This window comes from Polyangium sp. y55x31, assembly GCF_029946505.1.
Taxonomy (GTDB): domain Bacteria; phylum Myxococcota_A; class Polyangia; order Polyangiales; family Polyangiaceae; genus Polyangium.
The window spans coordinates 115,697-133,544 of record NZ_JARZHG010000019.1; the positions used below are offsets into that span (position 1 = coordinate 115,697).

A 17,848-nucleotide genomic window follows, 5' to 3' on the forward strand; every position below is an offset into this window, starting at 1 on the left:
GGTTCCTCATCGAATCGCGCCGCGTCTGCGGCGGGGAGAACGTCATGAGCAAGAGCTTTTTCGCGCAGCCTGCGGCCTGCGCCGTCATGCTTTTCTTGGGCCTCGGCGTGCAGGCTTGCGTGGTCGAGCCTTCGGAAGAAATGTCCGATTCCGACGGCGCCGTCGGGACGCCGGTGCCGCACGACGGCCTGCAGCCGCTCGGCCTGGTGGCCGAGAAACTCCTCTGTGTGTACACGTGGCCCACAGGCACGTTCCAGGCCGCGTGTGACGAGGCGTGCTACAGCGGCGGATATTGCCCGCCCGGATACGCGTGCGGCACGAACAATGGTCAACCGTGGTGCTGGCCCGATGCGCCGCCGCCTCCTCCGCCGCCCACGGGAGGTGGGGGGAACACGCCTCCGAAATATTGCGACATCCCGCCGGGGATCCTCGATTTCCTCGGCAAGTTGTGCGGGGCGATCCCGATAAGCCAGTGCGAGCAGGCGATCACCATCATCAACGCCTACACGTCGGCGGATTGCAACAAGAACCAGGCCCTCGAAGTCTGCACGGCCGAGATGCAGGACTGCGCCGAGTTCCCCGACAACTGCCTCGCGGCCTGCACGGTCTGCTGCGAAGCGCTCTCCTCGGTCGCCAACAACTCCGGCGGCGCCCACTTCATCTGCCCGTCCGCCTGCGCGCAGGCCGGTTGGTGAACCCCGGGGCGCGCTTGCCCCCGTCCCCGCCTCCGCGCTCTCGAGCCCGCGCGCCTCGACCCCGTTGAACTGCCGCGCGGTCGCTGCCAGAGTCCTCCCGATGTCCCCGGAACCCTCCGCCACGGACGCCGCCCTCGCCGCCGAGGGCCTCGTCAAGCATTACGGCGCCACGATCGCCGTCGCCGGCCTCGATCTCGTGGTTCGTCCCGGCGAGGTCGTAGGCCTCCTCGGTCCGAACGGCGCGGGCAAGACGACCGCGCTGCGCATGCTCGCCGGCATCCTCCGGCCCACCGAGGGGCGCGTCCGCATCGGCGGCATCGACATGGCCGAGCGCCCCCTCGAAGCCAAAGCCCTGATCGGGTTCCTCTCCGGCGACACGCAGCTCTACCAGCGCCTCTCTCCGCGCGAGACGCTGCAATATTTCGGCCGCCTCCACGGCCTCTCCGAGGCGCGCCTCGCCGCGCGCATCGACGACCTCGTGCGGGACCTCGAAATGGCCTCGTTCGCCGATCGCCCCTCGGCCACCCTCTCCGCCGGACAAAAGCAGCGCGCGAACATCGCGCGCGCCTTCCTCCATGAGCCCTCCGTCCTCATCCTCGACGAGCCCACGAATGCCCTCGACGTCCTCTCCGGCCGATTCATCGTCGAATCCATCCGCAAAGAGCGCGCGAAGGGCCGCGCCATTCTTTTCTCCACGCACATCATGAGCGAAGCCGAATACCTCTGCGATCGGATCGCCCTCATTCACGAAGGCCGCATCGTCGACGAGGGCGAGGTCCCGGCCCTCTGCGCGCGCGCCGGCGGCGCGAACAACCTCACGGATGCATTCCTCTACCACGTCGAGCGTGGCGCCCCCCGCGCGGACGGCGCTGCTTCCGGAGGTGCGGCGTGAGGCTCTCCATCGTCCTCGTCATTCTGCGCAAGGAGCTCGTCGAGACGCTCCGGGATCGCCGCACGTTCGTGAGCCTCGTCCTCCTGCCGATGCTGCTCTATCCGCTCTTCGCGCTCCTCATGAGCCGGATGGCGGGTGCGGAAATGGATGCGCTCGAAGCGCGACCCTCGAAGATCGCCGTCTGGGGCGAGCTCTCCCCCGACGTCTCCGCGGCGCTCGCGACCGACGAGAACAAACTCGAAATCCTGCCCTGGCACGGCGCCCCCGAGGCGCTCCGCCGGGACCTCGAAGCCGGCGCCATTCCGCCGCCCACGCCCGCGCCCCCGCGCCCGCCCGGGCCGCCCCGCAAAGGCCCCGGCGCCGAGGCGAACGCGGACACGAAAAAAGGCGACGCTGACCGCCCCGACGTTGCGGTCGCCCTCGCCGCCCGCGCGCTCGTCGGCGCCCGCGAGGCGCACGCCGTGCTCGTCCCCTGGCGGGGTTTTTCCGAGGACGTCCGCGCCGGCAAGGCCGCCCGCGTCACCATCTATTACGACTCGGTCTGGGGCAACTCCGATTTCGCGGCCGACCGCCTCGATTACGCGCTCGCGCGCGCTCGCGACGGCCTGCTCGTCTCGCGCGAGGGCGAAAAAGGTTTGCCCAAGGGGTTCACGTCGGGCCTCGAGGTCGTCTCGCGCAACGTCGCGCCGGACGAGCGGCGGGTCGGCAAGGTCCTCGGCACGCTCATGCCGATGATGCTGATCCTCATGTCGCTGCTCGGCGGCTTTCTCCGCGCGGCCGACATGACCGCCGGCGAAAAGGAGCGCGGCACCATGCAGACGCTCCTCTGCGCGCCGCTCTTGCCGATCGAAATCATCACCGGAAAATTCCTCGCTGTCTTCGTCGTCTCCCTCGTCACGGCCCTCGTCAACGTCGCGAGCCTCGGCCTCACGCTCCGCCGCATCCTCCCCGGCGAAATGGACGTGCCCTTTTCGGCCCACGCGCTCACCTTCGCGCTCCTCGTCCCGGTCACGCTCACCTTCTCGGCGCTTTTTCTGGCCATCGCGGCCTTCGCCCGCGATTTCAAGGACGCGCAGAACCTGCTCACGCCCGTTTATCTGCCCGTCATGCTCCTCTCGATGCTCACGTCCTTGCCCGGGATGGAGCTCTCCGTCGCCACGTCCCTCGTGCCGCTCCTCAATGTCGCGCTCCTCATCAAGGCGATTTACCTCGGCGACGTCGCGCCCGATCTCGTCCTCTTCACGCTCGGCTCGTCCACCTTGTTCGCCGCGCTCACGCTCGTCTTTGCCGCGCGTGTCTTCGAGCGCGAGGACGTCCTGCTCGGCGGCCGCGGCTCCTTTCGCGCCGTCTTCACGTTCGAGCGGCAAAAAGGCGGGATCCCGAGCCTCGGGTTTTCCCTCGGTGCTTTCGCCGTCATCTTCGTCGTGATGTTTTACGCGAGCGTCCTCCTCGAAAAGACCACGAACAAGACCGCGCAGCTCGCCGGCACCCAGCTCGGCCTGTTTTTCCTGCCCGCCCTCGCCGCCATTGCCGCGTCGGGCGCCTCGATGCGCGAGACCCTCGGCCTGCGTATGCCGCGCCCGCGCGCCCTCGTCGGCGCCGTCCTTGCGGGCCTCTCCGGGGGCGCCGCCGTCAGCGCGCTCGCGACCCGCCTCGTGCCCGTCCCCCGCGAGTTCGCGGACAAACTTGGCGACGCGCTCCTGCTCGACGGCCAGCCCCTCTGGGTGCTGCTGATCGTCATTGCCGTCCTGCCTGCGCTCTGCGAGGAGACGCTCTTCCGCGGGCTCCTTTTCTCGGGCCTCTCGCGCGCCGGATTCGCCGTCGCGCTCATCGCGTCGTCCTTGCTCTTCGGCCTCGCGCACGGCTCGATTTACCGATTGCTCCCCACGTTTTCGCTCGGTCTGTTGCTCGGTTACGCCCGGCACGAGACGCGATCGCTCCTGCCCGGCATCGTCGTGCACGGGATCAACAATGCCCTCGCCATCACGATCCTCGCCGTGCGGCCGGCGTGGCTGGAGAAGCTCTTGCAAACCGATCAGGTGCCCGTCGGGCTCGGGGCCGCCGCGGCGCTGGTGCTCGCGCTCGGCATCTATCTCATGCGCGAGCCGCGCGAGGCCAAGACGCGCGCCTGAATCGCGGGCTCACGCCGTCTTCGGCTGCTCGGCGGGCGCCGCGTCTTCCGCGTTTCCGCGCGCCACGAAACTCCCGAAGGCGGCGGCCGTGAAGAACATGATCAGGCTGTAGATGGCCGGCGGAATGGCCATCGTCGAGTTGTTGAGCAGCGTGGGCGCCGAGGCGATGGCGATCGCCAGCGTCCCGTTGTGAATGCCGATCTCCATCCCGATCGCGGTCGCCTGCCGCTTCGGCAGCCGCACGAGCAGGGGGACGAGATACCCGATCCCCATGCTGACCAGGTTGAACACGAGCGCGGCCAGGCCCACCTGCCGGAACGACGTCAAAAGGTTCGCCCGCTCCTTGAGCACGGCCGCGGCGATGATGAGCACGAGGAACACGGCCGAGGTGATCTTCACCGGCTTCTGCAGCCGCTCCGAGGCGGCCGGGCGTTTCGCGCGGATCAGCATCCCGATCCCCACGGGCACGAGCACCACGGCGAAGACCTGGATCACCTTGTCGAATTGCAAGGGAATGCTCTTTTCGGTCCCGAGCAACGCCACGAGCGACATGTTCACGATGAACGGCAGCGTGAACAGGCTGAGGAGGGAGTTCGTCGCGGTCAGCGTGACGTTCAGCGCGACGTCGCCTTTCGCGAGGTGGCTGAAGAGGTTCGCCGTCGCGCCGCCCGGCGAGGCGGCGAGCAGCATGAGCCCCACGGCGAGCTCGGGCGGCAGGCCGAAGCCCTTCGCGATGCCGTAGCAGGCGAGCGGGAGCAGCACCGTCTGGCAGAAGAGCCCCACGAACACGGCCCGCGGATACACCACGACGCGGCGAAAATCCTCGAGCGTGAGCCCGAGCCCGAGGCCCAGCATGATGATGCCGAGCGCGAGCGGCATGAACACGGCCGTGAAGACATTCGATTGCATGGTGATACGAGAGGGTGTCACGAAAACCACCATCGACTCAACGAAGGAGTGCTGCGAAGACGCCGGCGCCTTGCGTTTCGGCCCCGGTTGTAGGAATACACGTAGGGGGAACCATGGGAGACCAACGAACGGCGGGAGGCGCGGGCGTCGACGTCGTGGCGCTCGAGGCGGAGATCGCGGCGCTGCGGCGCGAAAACGCCTCGCTGCGCGCGCAGGTCGTCGCGCTGGAGGGAGCGCTCATGGACGTGCGCGTCGAGGCGCCGCCGACCCGGATGACGACGATGCGCGCCGCCGTGGCCGAGCGCGCCGACAGCGAGCGGAGGCGCCTCCTCCACGCGGTGATCGACCATTCGCCGAGCATCGTCTTCGTGAAGGACCCGGAGGGCCGGTACCTCCTCGTGAATCGTGAAGCCGAGCGTCGCTTCAGCCTGTCACGAAAGGATCTGCTCGGCCGGAGCGACGCCGATTTCTTCCCGCCGGAGGCCACGCGGGCCATGCGCGAGAAGGACGAGGAGGCCGTTCGCCGGGGTGAGCCCATTCAATTCGAGGAGACGATCGTATTCGCGGGCGAACTCCGGCATTTCTTGACGCTCAAGTTCCCCATCCTGAACAGCTACGGCGCGCTCATGGGCGTCTGCGGCATCGCCACGGACATCACCGAGCAAAAGCGCAAGGAGGAGGAGCGCTTGCTCCTGCGCGAGCAGGTGATCTCCGCGCAGGAAGAAGCGCTCCGCGAGCTCTCCACGCCCCTCGTCCCGATCGCCGACGGCGTCGTGGCCATGCCGATCATCGGCAGCGTCGATCAGGCGCGCGTCGAGCGGATCATGACCACGCTCCTCGACGGAATCGGCCATCACGGCGCGCACACCGTGATCCTCGACGTCACGGGCGTGCGCACCGTGGACGCGAACGTCGCGAGCGCTTTCGTCTCGGTGGCCCGCGCGGCGCGGCTCCTCGGCGCGCGCGTGGTCGTCACGGGCGTGCGGCCCGAGGTCGCGCGGACGCTCATCGAGATCGGCACCGATCTCGAGGGAATCGTCATGCGGGGCAATCTGCAGAGCGGCATTGCGTTCGCGCTCCGCCGTTAGCACACAGGTCCGCTCGCAGCGGCTCGCCCGACCCGACCTTGCGGCGGCCGGCGGCCCGTTTCCTCCCGCGCTCCCTCGTCGAGCCCCCTCGGCGGGCAGGAACCACACAGGTCGGCAATGGCACCCTTCTTGGTTGCCTCCCGTCGCGTCGCGGCAATCAAGTGAAAATCGAGACCCAACGTGCGGACTGGCTGCTCTTCCTGATCATGCTCGTGCCGATCGGTCTGAGCACGTGGTTTGGTTTGTCCCAGGTCGACGCGATTCACCGCCGCCAGGCCGCGACGACCGTACAGACGGTGCTCGCAGCGACCCGCGAGGGCCTGGTGACCTGGGAGCGGCACGTGGAGGCCACAGCGAAAACATGGGCGGGCGAGGCCGGCGTGCGGCGCGCGGTCCTCGCGCAGTCGGAGCGCCGGAGCAGCGGCGGGGCGCTCCACGAGGGCCCGTACCTCGGCGAGCTGCGGCGCTTGCTGCGGGATGCCGTCCAGCAGAAGCAGTACATGGGCTTCGACATCATCGCCCCGGATGGCATTGATATCGCTTCCGATCACGGCGATGCCGTCGCGACGAACATGCTGAGCCGCCTGGATCCGGAAACCATCACCGCCGCGCTTCGTGGCTCGACCGTCACCGGAGCGCCCTTCCTCATGCGCGACCAAAACCTCGAGGTCGACGTCCCGACGATGCTGGTCGCGACGCCCGTGCGTGACGAGGACGGGGCGATCGTGGCGGCGCTCGTCTTCCGTATCGATCCCGCCGGAGAATTCTCGCGCATCACGCAGTCGGGCCGGGTCGGCGAGACGGGTGAGACGTATGCATTCGACCGTCATGCGCGCCTCGCGACCGAGAGCCGGTTCGAGCCGCTCCTCCGCGACATCGGATTGCTCGCGGCCGGCCAGCACTCGAGCCACGTGATCGAGCTGCGTGATCCGGGCGGCAACATGCTCCGCGGCTTCCGCTCCGATGTACCCCGCTCGGAGCAGCCCTTGACGAAAATGGCCATGAGCGCCATCACCGGGAAATCTGGGCTCGACGTCGACGGCTATCGCGATTATCGGGGCGTGGAGGTGATCGGGGCCTGGGTATGGGATCCGGAGCTCGAGCTCGGGATCGCGACCGAGCTCGACAAGGCCGAGGCTTACGGCGCCCTCACCGCGACGCGCAAGGTCGTCCTGTGCACGTTCCTCGTCGGACTCGGCATTACGCTCGCGCTGACCCTCATTTTGCAGCGGCGCGCGCAGGCCCTCGCCTGCAGCTTGGCTCGGGAGCGGGAGCTCCGGACCGAGCTCGAGGAGCGCATCGGCCGTCTCCAGCGCGTGGAGGGCGAGCTCGAGAGCGCGGTTCACGCGCGCGAAGAGTTCTTGCGGTTCGCGTCGCACGAGCTCCGCACGCCGCTCACGAGCCTGCGACTCCTTTACGAATACATGCTTCGAGCCCGCCCCGAGGACGCGACGCCCGTGATGAGCCCGGCGGACGTCGGCCGATTCTTGAAGGTCTCCACGCGCGAGCTTCGCCGGATGACGCAGGTCATCAACAACATGTTCGTCCTGTCGAGCGTCGCCGCGGGCAACGCGGTGCTGAACCTCGAGCGCGTGGAGATCGACGAGCTCGTACGGAACGTCGTGCGGAAGATGCAGGCGGAGCTCGCTGCCGAGGGGTGCACCGCGGAAATCCAGAGCGAGGGCCCCGTGTACGGCCACTGGGATCGGACGCACCTCGAGCAGGTCTTCGTGAACCTCCTGTCGAATGCGGCGCGATTCGGCGGCAAACAGCCGATCACGATATCGATCGGCCGGGAGCCGGGCTTCGCGGTCGTCTCGGTGCGGGATCGCGGCGTCGGCATCGCGCCGGAGGAGCAGGAGAGGATCTTCATGCCATTCCGGCGGAGGCAGGACGCGCACGCCGGGCTTGGCGCGGGGCTCTTCGTTTGCCGCGCGATCGTCGAAGCGCACAAGGGCACGATCTCCGTCTCGAGCGCGGAAGGAAAGGGCACGACCTTCTGCGTGAAGCTCCCGCTGCCGCCCGGCAGCGACCAGGTCTAGCCCCGAGGGAGACGCCTCGCGTCCCCCTCTCGTCCGGGCAAAGCCCGGCCGATTCACCCCCGAGGCGAGCTCGCGTCGCGACCTCGCAGAGCGCCGAGCTGTTCGGCGCTCTAGAACGTGATGGGCAATCGCTTCTTCGCGTGCAAGAGGAGCAGCATCGAGCTTGGTTCGAGGCTCTCGCGCGGGACGGCCAGTTTCATTTTCGGCAGGCGCCGGAGCAGCGTCTCCACGGCGATGACCGCTTCGAGCCGCGCGAGCGGCGCGCCGAGGCAGAAATGGATCCCGTAACCGAACGCGATGTGCTTGTTCGGCTTTCGCCCCACGTCGAAGCGATCGGCGTCCGGGAAGCGTGCTTCGTCGTGATCGGCCGAGAGCAGCGACGCCAGCACGAGCTCGTTTTTCCGGATCGTCACCCCGCCGATCTCCACGTCCTCCAGCGCGAAGCGATACGTCGTCGTCTCCACCGGCCCGCAATAACGCAGCATCTCCTCCACGGCTGATTCGAGGAGCGACGGATCGGCGACGAGGCGCTCGCGCTCCTCGGGGTGATCCATCAGCGCGAGCATTCCATTCGTGATCAGATTGACCGTGGTCTCGTGGCCTGCGACGAGCAGGAGGAAGAGCATGCCCACGAGCTCGTGTGTGCTCAAACGATCGCCGCCTTCCTCGGCCGCCACGAGTCCGCTCACGAGGTCGTCCCTCGGCTCGACCCTGCGGCGCTCGATGAGCGCCATGAAGTACTGGAAGAACTCGAATCCGACGGCGCGGAGGTGCGCGAGCTGCTCCTCGGTGTCCGCGGGCGTGAAGAGCGTCGTCGTCCAGCGCCGGAAATCGTCCTGATCGGCGGCCGGCACGCCGAGCAGCTCGGCGATGACCGTGACGGGCAGGGGATACGAGAACTGCGAGACGAGGTCCATTCCGCTCGGATCACGCGCGAGGGCGGCCGAGACGAGGTTCTCTGCAATCGTGGAGATGCGGCCGCGCAGGCCCTCGATGATTTGCGGCGTGAAGGCCTTGGCCACGAGGGAGCGAAGCCGCGTGTGGTCCGGCGGATCGGCGCTCAGCATGTGCTTGCCGAGCGCCTCGAACTCGCTCGATACGTGCAGACGCTCCCGCTCCTCGGGAGACCATTTGGTGAAGTCCTTGCCGAAGCGAGGATCTCGCAGCATGTCCGAGCAATCGGCGTATCGCGTGAGGAGCCAGAACGGCGTCTTGCGATAGGGCTCGAGGATTTGCGAGATGGGCTCTTCGGCCCGGAGGCGCTTGTAGATGGGGTGGGGGTCCTTGCGGCCCTCCAGCGTGAACAAGGGGTGCATGGGGGACCCATGGTAGGGGCGCGTGAATGCGCGCGGCAAGGGCGCGTGGTGTGCCCGCAAGCTGCCAGAAGTGTGACGTCTGGGACGCTAGACTCTCCGAGCGACCTTGCTTATGCCTGGCAGCTTGAAAAAGGTGCTCCCATGGTAATGCGTTCTTCTCGTATCGTATGACCCAGGCTTCGCCGCGTCGACGATCGATGCACGGAACCACGCCCTTTACGCCCCGGGCGCGGTTCCGTAGTCTCGGCGCATGGGCCGCCTCGAGACGAATGGGTACTACGCGCTCGGGGTACCCTTCTACCTCGCCATCATCGCCCTGGAGATCGCGCTCTCGCGCCGCAAGGGAAAACGCGTCTACGGGTTCGCCGACACGCTCGGGAGCTTCTCGGCGGGGCTCGGTGAGATCGTCCTCGGCCTCTTCCTCGGCCCGCTGCTCCTCGGCCTCTACGATTTCGCCTACGATAGGCTCGCCCTCGTGCGCTGGCCCGAGGGCTCGATCGTCCCCTGGGTCCTCGCGTTCGCGCTCGGCGACCTCGGGTATTACTGGTACCACCGCGCCGGCCATTCCGTGGCCGTGCTCTGGGCCGTCCACGGCGTCCACCACCAGTCCGAGCATTTCAACGTGTCGGTCGCCACGCGCCACCCCTGGTTCTCGGACACGTACGCGTTCATCTTCTACGCGCCCATCCCCATGCTCGGCGTCCCGCCGCTGCATTTCTTCGTGGCGATCTCGATCATCTCCTTTTACGCGCTCACCGTCCATTCGCGCGTCTTCCAGAGGCCGGGCCTCTGGTTTCTGGTCACGCCGGCGACGCACATCGTCCATCATTCGAGAAACCCGCGGTACTTGAACAAGAACTTCGGCGCGATGTTCACGGTGTGGGACCGGATGTTCGGCACGCACGTGGAGGTCGATCCGGCCGATCCGCCCGCCCTCGGCACGACGTTCGGCTACCAGACGCACGACGGCGCGCGGGCGCAATGGGTGTTTTTCCGCGACCTCCTTGCGGTTGTCCGGCAGGCGAAGACGTTCGGCGACAAGGTCCGGACCTTCGTCCGTCACCCCGGCTGGACCCCCGAGGGCATCACCTTCCCGCGCCACGCGCCCGCGCGACCCGACGCGGTCATTCCTACGCGCACGAAGGTTTATGCGGCGCTCGCGTTCGCCGCGACGCTCGCATTCGCGCTCTACCTGCTCTGGCTGCGTGATCGGCATCCGTTCTGGCAGCTCGCGGCCGGGGCGCTCGTCGTCCTCTGGGGCCTGTCCACGATCGGCGGCCTGCTCGACGGACGCGACGGCGCGGCGAAGCGCGAGGGCGTGCGGGTCGCCGCGACGGCCGCGCTCGGCCTCGCCATCGCCTTCAGCTCGTCCGCATCCTAGTGCTCAGATCGAAGAGGCTCCGCGCCGAGCCGCCATTGCCGAGGGCCTGGTTGATCCCGCGGCAAGCCGTCCAGCATTGCTGGCACCCTGCGATCTCGGCCTGCTTCTCCTGCAAGCGCCGATGGAGCTCGCCGAGGCTCGCCTCCCGCACGTTGCCCACGCTCTCGTCGATCCGCTCGATGCAAGGCGAGACGTTGCCCACGTGATCGATGTTGAACCCCGTCTTGCCCGCGCTGCACGTGGGCATCTCGCGCTGCGCGAGGAAGGCGTCGATGCGCGCGAAATAATCGCGGAAGTAGCGGAGATGCGGATACTTCTCCCAGAGCGCGAGCACGTGCGCCGACACGCCCACGGGCGGCAGTTTGTCGGGGCCCTCCTTGCCGCGGCGATACCCCGCGATGCTGAGGAGCGTGAGCTGATGGCCGACCCCGCGCGCCTCGCTTTGCCGGAGCAGCGCCTCCAGATCACGCCAGTTGTCCTCCATCAGCACCGTCATCACGTGCACCTGTTTGCCCCCGCGCGGCGCCGTGTCGCGAAGGAGATCGACCGCCCTCCAGGCGCGATCCGTGGTCCCCGCGAGCCTGCGTTTCCCGTCGTGCCGGCTCGCCTCGGGGTAATCGATGCTCACGTTGCCGTGCACGAGCCCCGCGTCCCAGAGCGCCTTCGCCTTCTCCTCCGTCACGAACCAGCCGTTCGTGAACAACGCGGTGATGTGTTTCTCCGAGAGGATCCGGACGATCTCCACGATGTCGGGCCGCGCGAGCGGCTCGCCGCCCTCGATCGAGAGGACGAACGTGCCGAGCTCGGCGAGCTCGTCCGCGATACGCCGGTATTCGGCGAGCGAGAGCTCCTGCTTCGGCGGCGCGGGGTTCGGCCAGAAATCGCAGAAGCTGCATTCCATGTTGCAGCGATTCGTGACCTGGATCAGGCAGGAAAACGGGCGTTTGCGGAGGAGCGTCGTGGCGAACGCGGCCTCTTTTTTCCACGTGGCGAAGCTCATCCGAACCTCCATCCGCCGGCGAACTGCTGGCCGAGCCGCGTCGTCGCGTCGCGCACGATCGGGCCGACCTCGCGGTATTCGTCGAGCAGCGCGCCGATCCGATCCACGACGCGGTCGATCTCGGCGTCCGTCACCGTGAGCGGCGGTTCGAGCTTGAGCACGTTCCACTGCTGGCTCGCGGGCTGCGCGACGATGCCGTCTTCGAGCAGCCGCACGGCCAGCCATTGCCCGAAGATGCGGCGCGAGACCGCCTCCACGAGGCCCGGCAAGGCCCGGTGCAAGAGCCCGCCCTTCTCGGTCGGCCCGAGTTCGATCCCCACGAAGAGCCCGCGGCCCCGCACCTCGCGCACGAGCGGGTGCTCGCCGATGCGCGCGCGGAGCGCAGAGATCATCCGCTCGCCTTTGTCCCGGCTCGCGTGGACGAGCCCATCTTCTTCGAGGATTTCGAGGATCGCCCCGGCCGTGCGGCAAGCGAAGGCATTGCCCGCGTACGTCGAGCCGTGCAGATCGAAGCGCTCCGCCGTGCCGAACGCGCGCTTGCACAGATCGGGCGTCGTGAGCGTCGCGGAGATCGGCACCATTCCGCCGCCGAGGGCCTTGCCGAGCACGAGGACGTCCGGGAAAAACCCTTCGGCCTCGCAAGCGAAGAGCGAGCCCGTCCGACCCATGCCGGTCTGCACCTCGTCGAGGACGAGCAGCGCGCCGCGCTTCTTGCAGAGCTCCTGCGCGGCGCGAAGGTAGCCTTTCGGCGGCACGATCATGCCGCCCTCGGCCTGGATCGGCTCGACGAGGAACGCGGCGGCGCGGGTTTTTCCGAGGGCGTCGTCGAGCGCGTCGAGATCCCCGAACGGGACCTCCTGGCACGCGGGCAAGAGCGGCTCGAAGAGCTCGCGCATGCGCGGGATGCCGGACGTCGACAGCGTGCCGAGGTTCAGCCCGTGATACCCATTCTTGCAATAGAGGAGCGTCTTCTTCCCGGTCGCTGCGCGCGCGAGCTTGAGCGCGGCTTCCACGGCCTCGGCGCCGGTGCACGAGAAGAGGCACATGGTGAGCGGCCCCGCGCGGCGCGCGAGCTCGGCCGCGAGCTCGGCCGCGTGCACCGGCGGGCCGACGTGCACCAGGTTCGGCACGTCGTCGGCGAGGAACGCGGCCATTTTCGCCCGGAGCTTCGGGTGGTTGTGCCCGAGGCTCTCCGCGCCGAAGCCCGAGAGGAAATCGAGATATTCGCGCCCCTCGTGGTCCCAGAGCACGCTTCCGCTCGCGCGGACGAAGACGCGGCCGTAACCGAAGGCGCCGAGGAGTTTCACGAAGGCGGGATTGATGTGCTCCGCGTACTTCGCGACGGCAGGGTGGGAGGAGGGCGAGGAGGGCATCCGCGGACGATTGTCGCCCCCGGACGCGCGGAGAAGCAAGCGCCGATCAGGTCAGGAGGCCAGCCTTCGGCTTGAGCAGGGGCGGCAGATCCGTCTCGCCGAGCCGCTGCCGGAGGTTCACCTCGATCATGCGCGAGAGGCCCGAGAGCGGCAGATCGTTCGCGTCCGTGCCGAAGGGATTTTCGATCTCGTCGCCGATCGCGTCGAGGCCGTAGAACGCATACGCCACGATCCCCACCACCACCGGCGCGAACACCCCGACCGTCTTCACGAGCCCGAACGGGAGCGCGAAGCAATAAATGGCCACGAGCTGGTGAATGAGCGAGGTGTACGAGAGCGGGATCGGCGTGCTCTTGATGCGTTCGCAGCCGCCCTGGAGGTCCGTGAGGACCGTGAGGCTCTGCTCCAGCACGGACAGGTGGTAGGGGTGGATCCAGCCGCGTTGCCAGGCGTCACGCAGGCGGAAGGCGGCCGATTGGAGGATCGCGGTGGGCCGATTGAGCTCGCCTCGCAATGCATCGATCTCGGTCGCCGCGAGGAACGGCTCGAGCTCTTCCAGCCGATCCTGATCCCGGAGGTGCAGCCGGAGCGCGTGGGTGTAGCCGATGATCCGGTAGACCATCTCCCGGCGGAACGCCGCGACAGCCTCGCTCTCCGTGGTGCGATCGGCCGGCTCGTTCACGAGCGTGAGGATCTGCCGCGTGATCGAGCGGGTCGTGTTGACGAGGCCGCCCCAGAGCTTGCGGCCCTCCCAGAAGCGGTCGTAGCTCGTGTTGTTCCGGAAGCCGAGGAAGATGCTGAGTGCGAGGCCGATCAGCGTGAACGGGATCGTCGTGAGGTCCGGGTGGAAAAAACCGTAGTTCAGATCGGACACGGTCACCACGACGGCGAGCAGCGTGGTGAGCGCCATGCGGCCTCGGATCCGCTGCAGCGCCGTCCCGCGGTACTTGAGGAGCAGGCGCAGCCAGGAGTAGCGTCTTTCCGCAACCATCATGGGGCACGATCCCGAACGAGGCGGCGGGCCTTAGCACGATGCCGTTGGAGCACCAACGGCAATCAGGCGTGCCCGAGCGGACGGGCGGCGGCGAGGAGCGCGTCGTCGATGAGCCGCTTCTCGGAAGCGTGGAGGGCGGCGCGCAAGGCCGAGACGCGGCCCGGGAGCTCGTCGAGAACGGGCGGGAGCTTGTCCGCGGGGCCGAGCTCGCGCAGAGATGCCTCCGCCGCGTCGAGCCGCGCGCGCGCCGCGGCGTGCGCCTGCTCCGCGGCCCCGAAGAGCGGCATCTGCCAGGTCGAGCCGGCCGCTTTCTCCGCGCGGCCGAGCCAGACCTTGGCGGCGTCGAGGTGCTGCCCGGCGTCCCGGAGCGCCGAGATGATCGCGTCGAGGTAATGGGTCATGGCAGCAGGACCTCGGGCCAGTCTACACGGGAAGTAGGGGCCGCGCTCGCCCGCCGCAGATTCTGCCTGACTTGGCGCAGCACGCGTGGTGCTGATATCCCCTGCTCCATGACGGACGAACGGCGCTCCTTGCCGCTCGCGCGCCCGAGCCGGTATTCGCCCGAGATCTTCATCGGCATCGCGGAAGGCGAGAGCCAGGCGCTCGCGCCACTCGTCGCGGAGGGGCCGGATCGCGCGATGGAAGCCGCCCGGATCGCGAGCGAGCGCGCCGAGGCGCTCACGTCGGCCGCACACGCGCACGAGCCGCCCGACGCGCCGATCGCATGTCGTCGAGGCTGCTCGACGTGTTGCCAGGCCAAGGTGCTCGTCGTGGCGCCCGAGGTCCTCCGCATCGCCGCGCACCTCCGGGCCACGCGTTCGCCCGAGGAGCTCGCGGATTTGCTCGCCCGCGTGCAGGTGGCCGACGCCCGGACGCGTGGGCTCTCGCGCGCCGTGCGGGCCGAGGCGCGCGTGTCCTGTCCGCTGCTCGACGCGGAGGGCGGCTGCGGCGTGCATGCGGTGCGGCCGCTCGTGTGTCGGAGCTGGACGTCCTACGACGCAGGCGCTTGCGAGCGTTACTGGGAGGCGCCGGCCGGAAAGCAGACGCCGCCGCAATGGCCGATCGGCTACGAGCTCGCGCAGGCCGTGCTCGCGGGGCTCGGCAAAGCGTGCTTCGACGCGGGCCGGGACGGGACGCCGCTGGAGCTCATCGCGGCGCTCCGGATCACGCTCGAAAGGCCCACGGCGGGCGAGCGCTGGCACAAGCGGCTGCCCGTGTTCTCGGCGGCGAAGGACGCCGAATGGGTCGAGACGAACGTGCGAGCGGGTTCCTCAGGAAAAACCGTTCCGTAGCGCCGCAGAAGCTTCGCGGATGATGCGCGAGGTCTCCTCGCGGCAAGCGGGCGCGGCGCCGCCCATGAGCACGAAGCCGTGGATCATCGATTCGTGGCAGACAGCGCGCGCGGGGATGCCCGCGGCCGTGAGGCGCTCGACGTACGCGGCGCCCTCGTCCCGCAGGGGATCGAAGCCCGCCGTGAACACGAGCGCAGGCGGCGCGCCCTCGACGCTCGGCGCGAGCAGCGGCGAGGCGTCGGGATGGCGGCGCACCGCGGGATCGGGGCCGAAATAATGCTCGTGATACCAGTCGAGCATCCGCTTCGTGAGCATCCAGCCGTTCGCGTAGACCGCGTGCGAGCGGTGCGCGCAGGTCGCGTCGAGCGCGGGATAGACGAGCACCTGCAGCGCGGGTCGATACGCCTCGCCGCGCGTCTTCAGCGAGACGACCGCGGAGAGGTTGCCGCCGGCGCTGTCGCCCATGACGGCCATGCGCGCCGGATCTATGCCGAAATCGGCCGCGCGCGCGGCGACGTCGCGGAAGGCGGCGACGGCGTCGTCCACGGCCGCGGGGAAGCGGTGCTCGGGCGCGAGGCGGTAGTCGACGGCGATGACGCGCACGCGGCCCTCGACGGCGAGCTGCCGGCAAAACGTGTCGTGCGTGTCGAGGTCGCCCGTGACGAACCCGCCGCCGTGATAGAAGACCACACACGGCGAAGGCGCGGCGAGGCCCTCGGGCACGTACCTCCGGGCCGGGATCGGCCCGGCGTCGCCGCGCAGGCGCTCTTCCGCAACGGAGACGCCTTCGAGGCGCGGGATCTCCACCATGCACACGGACTCGGCCATCCGCGCGCGGGCCACGGGCGGCGCGAAGCCGCGGAGGTCGCTCGATTTCAGGACGTCGTCGAGCGCGAGCATCAGCGCGACGTCCGGATCGACGGTGCAGCCCTCGACAGGCCGCGCGCGGAAGCCGAGGAGGCGCGAGGAAATTCCTTTCGAGCTGCGAATGGCGTCCGCGAGGGTACGGGCGACCTTGACGCGGGCGCGTGCCAGCGGAGAGAGGAGCATCGCGGGCGATGGTAGCGGCGGTCGTGGCGGCTGTCATCCGGGGCCGAGCGTGGACGCGCTCTCCGGCCCGCGATAGGCTCCGTTCGGGATCGGACGAACGTCATGCGAGACGGCCGCGCTGCGCTTCGAGGTGCTCTGTTCATCGCGCTCGCGCTCGTTGCAGGTTGCAGCAAGCGCGAACCCGCGCGGGAAGAGCGTCCCGCGGCCGTGACGACGCCGCCTCATTCCCTTCCGGGCCCGTGGGCCGATCTCACCCCCGACCGTGCGTTCGTCCGGGCACGCGCCGAGGGCAAACTCGTGTTTCTGTACTGGGGCGCGGCGTGGTGCCCGCCGTGCAACGATCTGAAGTCGGAGGTGTTTTCGAAGCCGCGTTTCGCCGAGATGATGCGTGATTTCGTGCCTGTCCACCTCGACGGCGACATGGAGGACGCGCAACGCGCGGGCGAGGCGCTCTCCGTGTCGAGTTATCCGACGATCCTGGTCCTCGGACCCGATCGCGACGAGCTCTTGCGCTTGAACGGCAGCGTCGACATCGACGAGCTCGATCGCGCGCTCGGCGCGGTGCGCGGCAAGGCGCAGAGCTTCCGGGCGGCGGCCGCGCGCCTCGACGAGGGCAAGCCGAGCGCGGAGGATTGCAGCACGCTCGCCCACGCGGCGTGGGAGCTCCTGCCCGAGGAGACGTGGAGCCGGACGCGAATCCTCACGACGTTGCGCAAGGCGATCGATGTTTGTCCTTCCAGCATGAACCGCGAGCGCGCCCTGCTCGCGGGCACGCTGCTCGGCCTCGCCTCGTCGTATCGACGGGATCCGACGCTCGCCGAGGCAATACGCGCCGTCGAGGCGAGCGCTCCTTCGTACCTCGATCTCATTTTCTCGAACGCCGAGACCACGTGGGCCGCGCGCGCGCTCGTCAATCACAGGGCCGAAGCCCTCGCGGCTTGGCTCGCCGCGGACCCCAAGGACGCGGCTTACCTCTCGTGGAAAGCGAAATGGCTCGCGGCGGCGTCTTCGCTCCGGGCTCGCGAGGGCGCATCCGTCGACATCCGGCTCGCGGCCGTGGGGCCCTCGATCGATTTCTTCCGGCACGAAAACCCCGGTGGCGCCGTGCCCGAGTCGCTCCGGGCCGACGTCCTCGCCGCCGCCCTGCGCGCCGATCGCGAGGCGAAGACGTCCGGGGAGCGATATTCGGTGATCTCGACGGCGTCGTACCTCCTCAGGCGCGTGGGCGCGCACGACGAAGCCCGGAACATGCTGAAGGCGGAGGCCGAGCGGTCGGACACGCCGCATTACTGGTACTCGATGCTCTCGGCGCTCGAAAAGGAGCTCGGGCGTATCGAGGAGGCGCGGGCCTATTCGCAAAAAGCCTGCGAGGGCGCGGGCGGGCGCGCGACGCGGCTCCAGTGGATCACGAACGACATCCTGTTCCACGCCGAGCTCGAAGGCCCGCCGCCGCGCGCCTACCTCCTCGCCCAGGCCGAGGCGTTTTACGAGCTCGCGTTCTCGCTCCCGGACGGGTTTCAGGGGCGAAACCGGACACGCGCCGAGCAAGTGAAATCCGCGCTCGCCGCGCTGAAGGACGACCCTGAATTCGCGAAGCTCGTGTCGCGTCTCCGCGATCGGTGCGCGTCGCTCCCAGGGGACGGCGCCGAGCGCTGCCGGGTTTGCCTGCCGCGCTGACGCCCTC

Annotated in this window: 15 protein-coding genes; 8 read left to right on the forward strand and 7 right to left on the reverse strand. The window is 68.8% G+C overall.

Features of this window, described 5'->3' with window-relative positions; genetic code table 11:
- The first annotated feature begins 44 nt into the window (after positions 1–44).
- From QHF84_RS29080 to QHF84_RS29090, 3 genes are all read left to right on the forward strand, one after another.
- Positions 45–695, forward strand: coding sequence for a hypothetical protein (locus tag QHF84_RS29080; protein WP_281316700.1), 651 nt, complete (start codon positions 45–47; stop codon positions 693–695).
- A 100-nt stretch (positions 696–795) separates the two neighbouring features.
- A complete protein-coding gene (locus QHF84_RS29085) occupies positions 796–1,587 on the forward strand; it encodes an ABC transporter ATP-binding protein (RefSeq protein WP_281316701.1) in 792 nt (263 codons plus the stop codon).
- Positions 1,584–3,719, forward strand: coding sequence for an ABC transporter permease subunit/CPBP intramembrane protease (locus QHF84_RS29090; RefSeq protein WP_281316702.1), 2,136 nt, complete (start codon positions 1,584–1,586; stop codon positions 3,717–3,719). Before QHF84_RS29085 ends, QHF84_RS29090 begins: the two co-directional genes overlap by 4 nt.
- A gap of 9 nt (positions 3,720–3,728) precedes the next feature.
- Here the strand turns inward: QHF84_RS29090 and QHF84_RS29095 are convergent, their stop codons facing one another.
- Positions 3,729–4,628 (reverse strand): bile acid:sodium symporter family protein, encoded by a 900-nt coding sequence (locus QHF84_RS29095; protein WP_281316703.1) that lies wholly within the window; start codon positions 4,626–4,628, stop codon positions 3,729–3,731.
- A gap of 113 nt (positions 4,629–4,741) precedes the next feature.
- Here QHF84_RS29095 and QHF84_RS29100 point away from each other — a divergent pair, with 113 nt between their 5' ends.
- Positions 4,742–5,716 (forward strand): PAS domain-containing protein, encoded by a 975-nt coding sequence (locus QHF84_RS29100; protein ID WP_281316704.1) that lies wholly within the window; start codon positions 4,742–4,744, stop codon positions 5,714–5,716.
- Between the two features lie 161 nt (positions 5,717–5,877).
- A complete protein-coding gene (locus QHF84_RS29105; RefSeq protein WP_281316705.1) occupies positions 5,878–7,758 on the forward strand; it encodes an ATP-binding protein in 1,881 nt (626 codons plus the stop codon).
- A 110-nt stretch (positions 7,759–7,868) separates the two neighbouring features.
- Here QHF84_RS29105 and QHF84_RS29110 read toward each other — a convergent pair whose 3' ends face one another.
- Entirely contained in the window at positions 7,869–9,074 is a 1,206-nt protein-coding gene (locus tag QHF84_RS29110) for a cytochrome P450 (protein WP_281316706.1), read from the reverse strand.
- 250 nt (positions 9,075–9,324) lie between these two features.
- On the opposite strand from QHF84_RS29110, the gene QHF84_RS29115 reads away from it, so the two are divergent.
- A complete protein-coding gene (locus QHF84_RS29115) occupies positions 9,325–10,455 on the forward strand; it encodes a sterol desaturase family protein (RefSeq protein WP_281316707.1) in 1,131 nt (376 codons plus the stop codon).
- On the opposite strand, the gene QHF84_RS29120 is transcribed toward QHF84_RS29115, so the two are convergent.
- The 4 genes from QHF84_RS29120 to QHF84_RS29135 all read right to left on the reverse strand — a co-directional run bounded on the left by QHF84_RS29120 (position 10,436) and on the right by QHF84_RS29135 (position 14,223).
- Positions 10,436–11,455, reverse strand: a complete 1,020-nt coding sequence (locus QHF84_RS29120; protein ID WP_281316708.1) for a radical SAM protein — start codon at positions 11,453–11,455, stop codon at positions 10,436–10,438. The two genes, QHF84_RS29115 and QHF84_RS29120, sit on opposite strands and share 20 nt — an antisense overlap.
- Positions 11,452–12,828 carry an aminotransferase class III-fold pyridoxal phosphate-dependent enzyme gene (locus QHF84_RS29125; RefSeq protein ID WP_281316709.1) on the reverse strand — a complete coding sequence of 459 codons (1,377 nt, stop codon included), beginning with the start codon at positions 12,826–12,828 and terminating at the stop codon, positions 11,452–11,454. The genes QHF84_RS29120 and QHF84_RS29125 overlap by 4 nt, the downstream gene beginning before the upstream one ends.
- Before the next feature lie 46 nt (positions 12,829–12,874).
- Entirely contained in the window at positions 12,875–13,822 is a 948-nt protein-coding gene (locus QHF84_RS29130; RefSeq protein ID WP_281316710.1) for a bestrophin family ion channel, read from the reverse strand.
- A gap of 62 nt (positions 13,823–13,884) precedes the next feature.
- The gene (locus tag QHF84_RS29135) at positions 13,885–14,223 is read right to left on the reverse strand and encodes a hypothetical protein (protein WP_281316711.1); all 339 of its coding nucleotides are present in this window, start codon (positions 14,221–14,223) and stop codon (positions 13,885–13,887) included.
- A gap of 108 nt (positions 14,224–14,331) precedes the next feature.
- Between QHF84_RS29135 and QHF84_RS29140 the strand changes: the two genes are divergently transcribed.
- On the forward strand, positions 14,332–15,114 hold the full coding sequence (locus tag QHF84_RS29140; protein WP_281316712.1) for a YkgJ family cysteine cluster protein: 783 nt from the start codon (positions 14,332–14,334) through the stop codon (positions 15,112–15,114).
- Here QHF84_RS29140 and QHF84_RS29145 read toward each other — a convergent pair.
- Entirely contained in the window at positions 15,094–16,164 is a 1,071-nt protein-coding gene (locus tag QHF84_RS29145; protein ID WP_281316713.1) for an alpha/beta hydrolase, read from the reverse strand. The genes QHF84_RS29140 and QHF84_RS29145 overlap by 21 nt on opposite strands.
- 102 nt (positions 16,165–16,266) lie before the next feature.
- On the opposite strand from QHF84_RS29145, the gene QHF84_RS29150 reads away from it, so the two are divergent.
- Positions 16,267–17,841 carry a thioredoxin family protein gene (locus tag QHF84_RS29150; RefSeq protein WP_281316714.1) on the forward strand — a complete coding sequence of 525 codons (1,575 nt, stop codon included), beginning with the start codon at positions 16,267–16,269 and terminating at the stop codon, positions 17,839–17,841.
- The last annotated feature ends 7 nt before the right edge of the window (positions 17,842–17,848 follow it).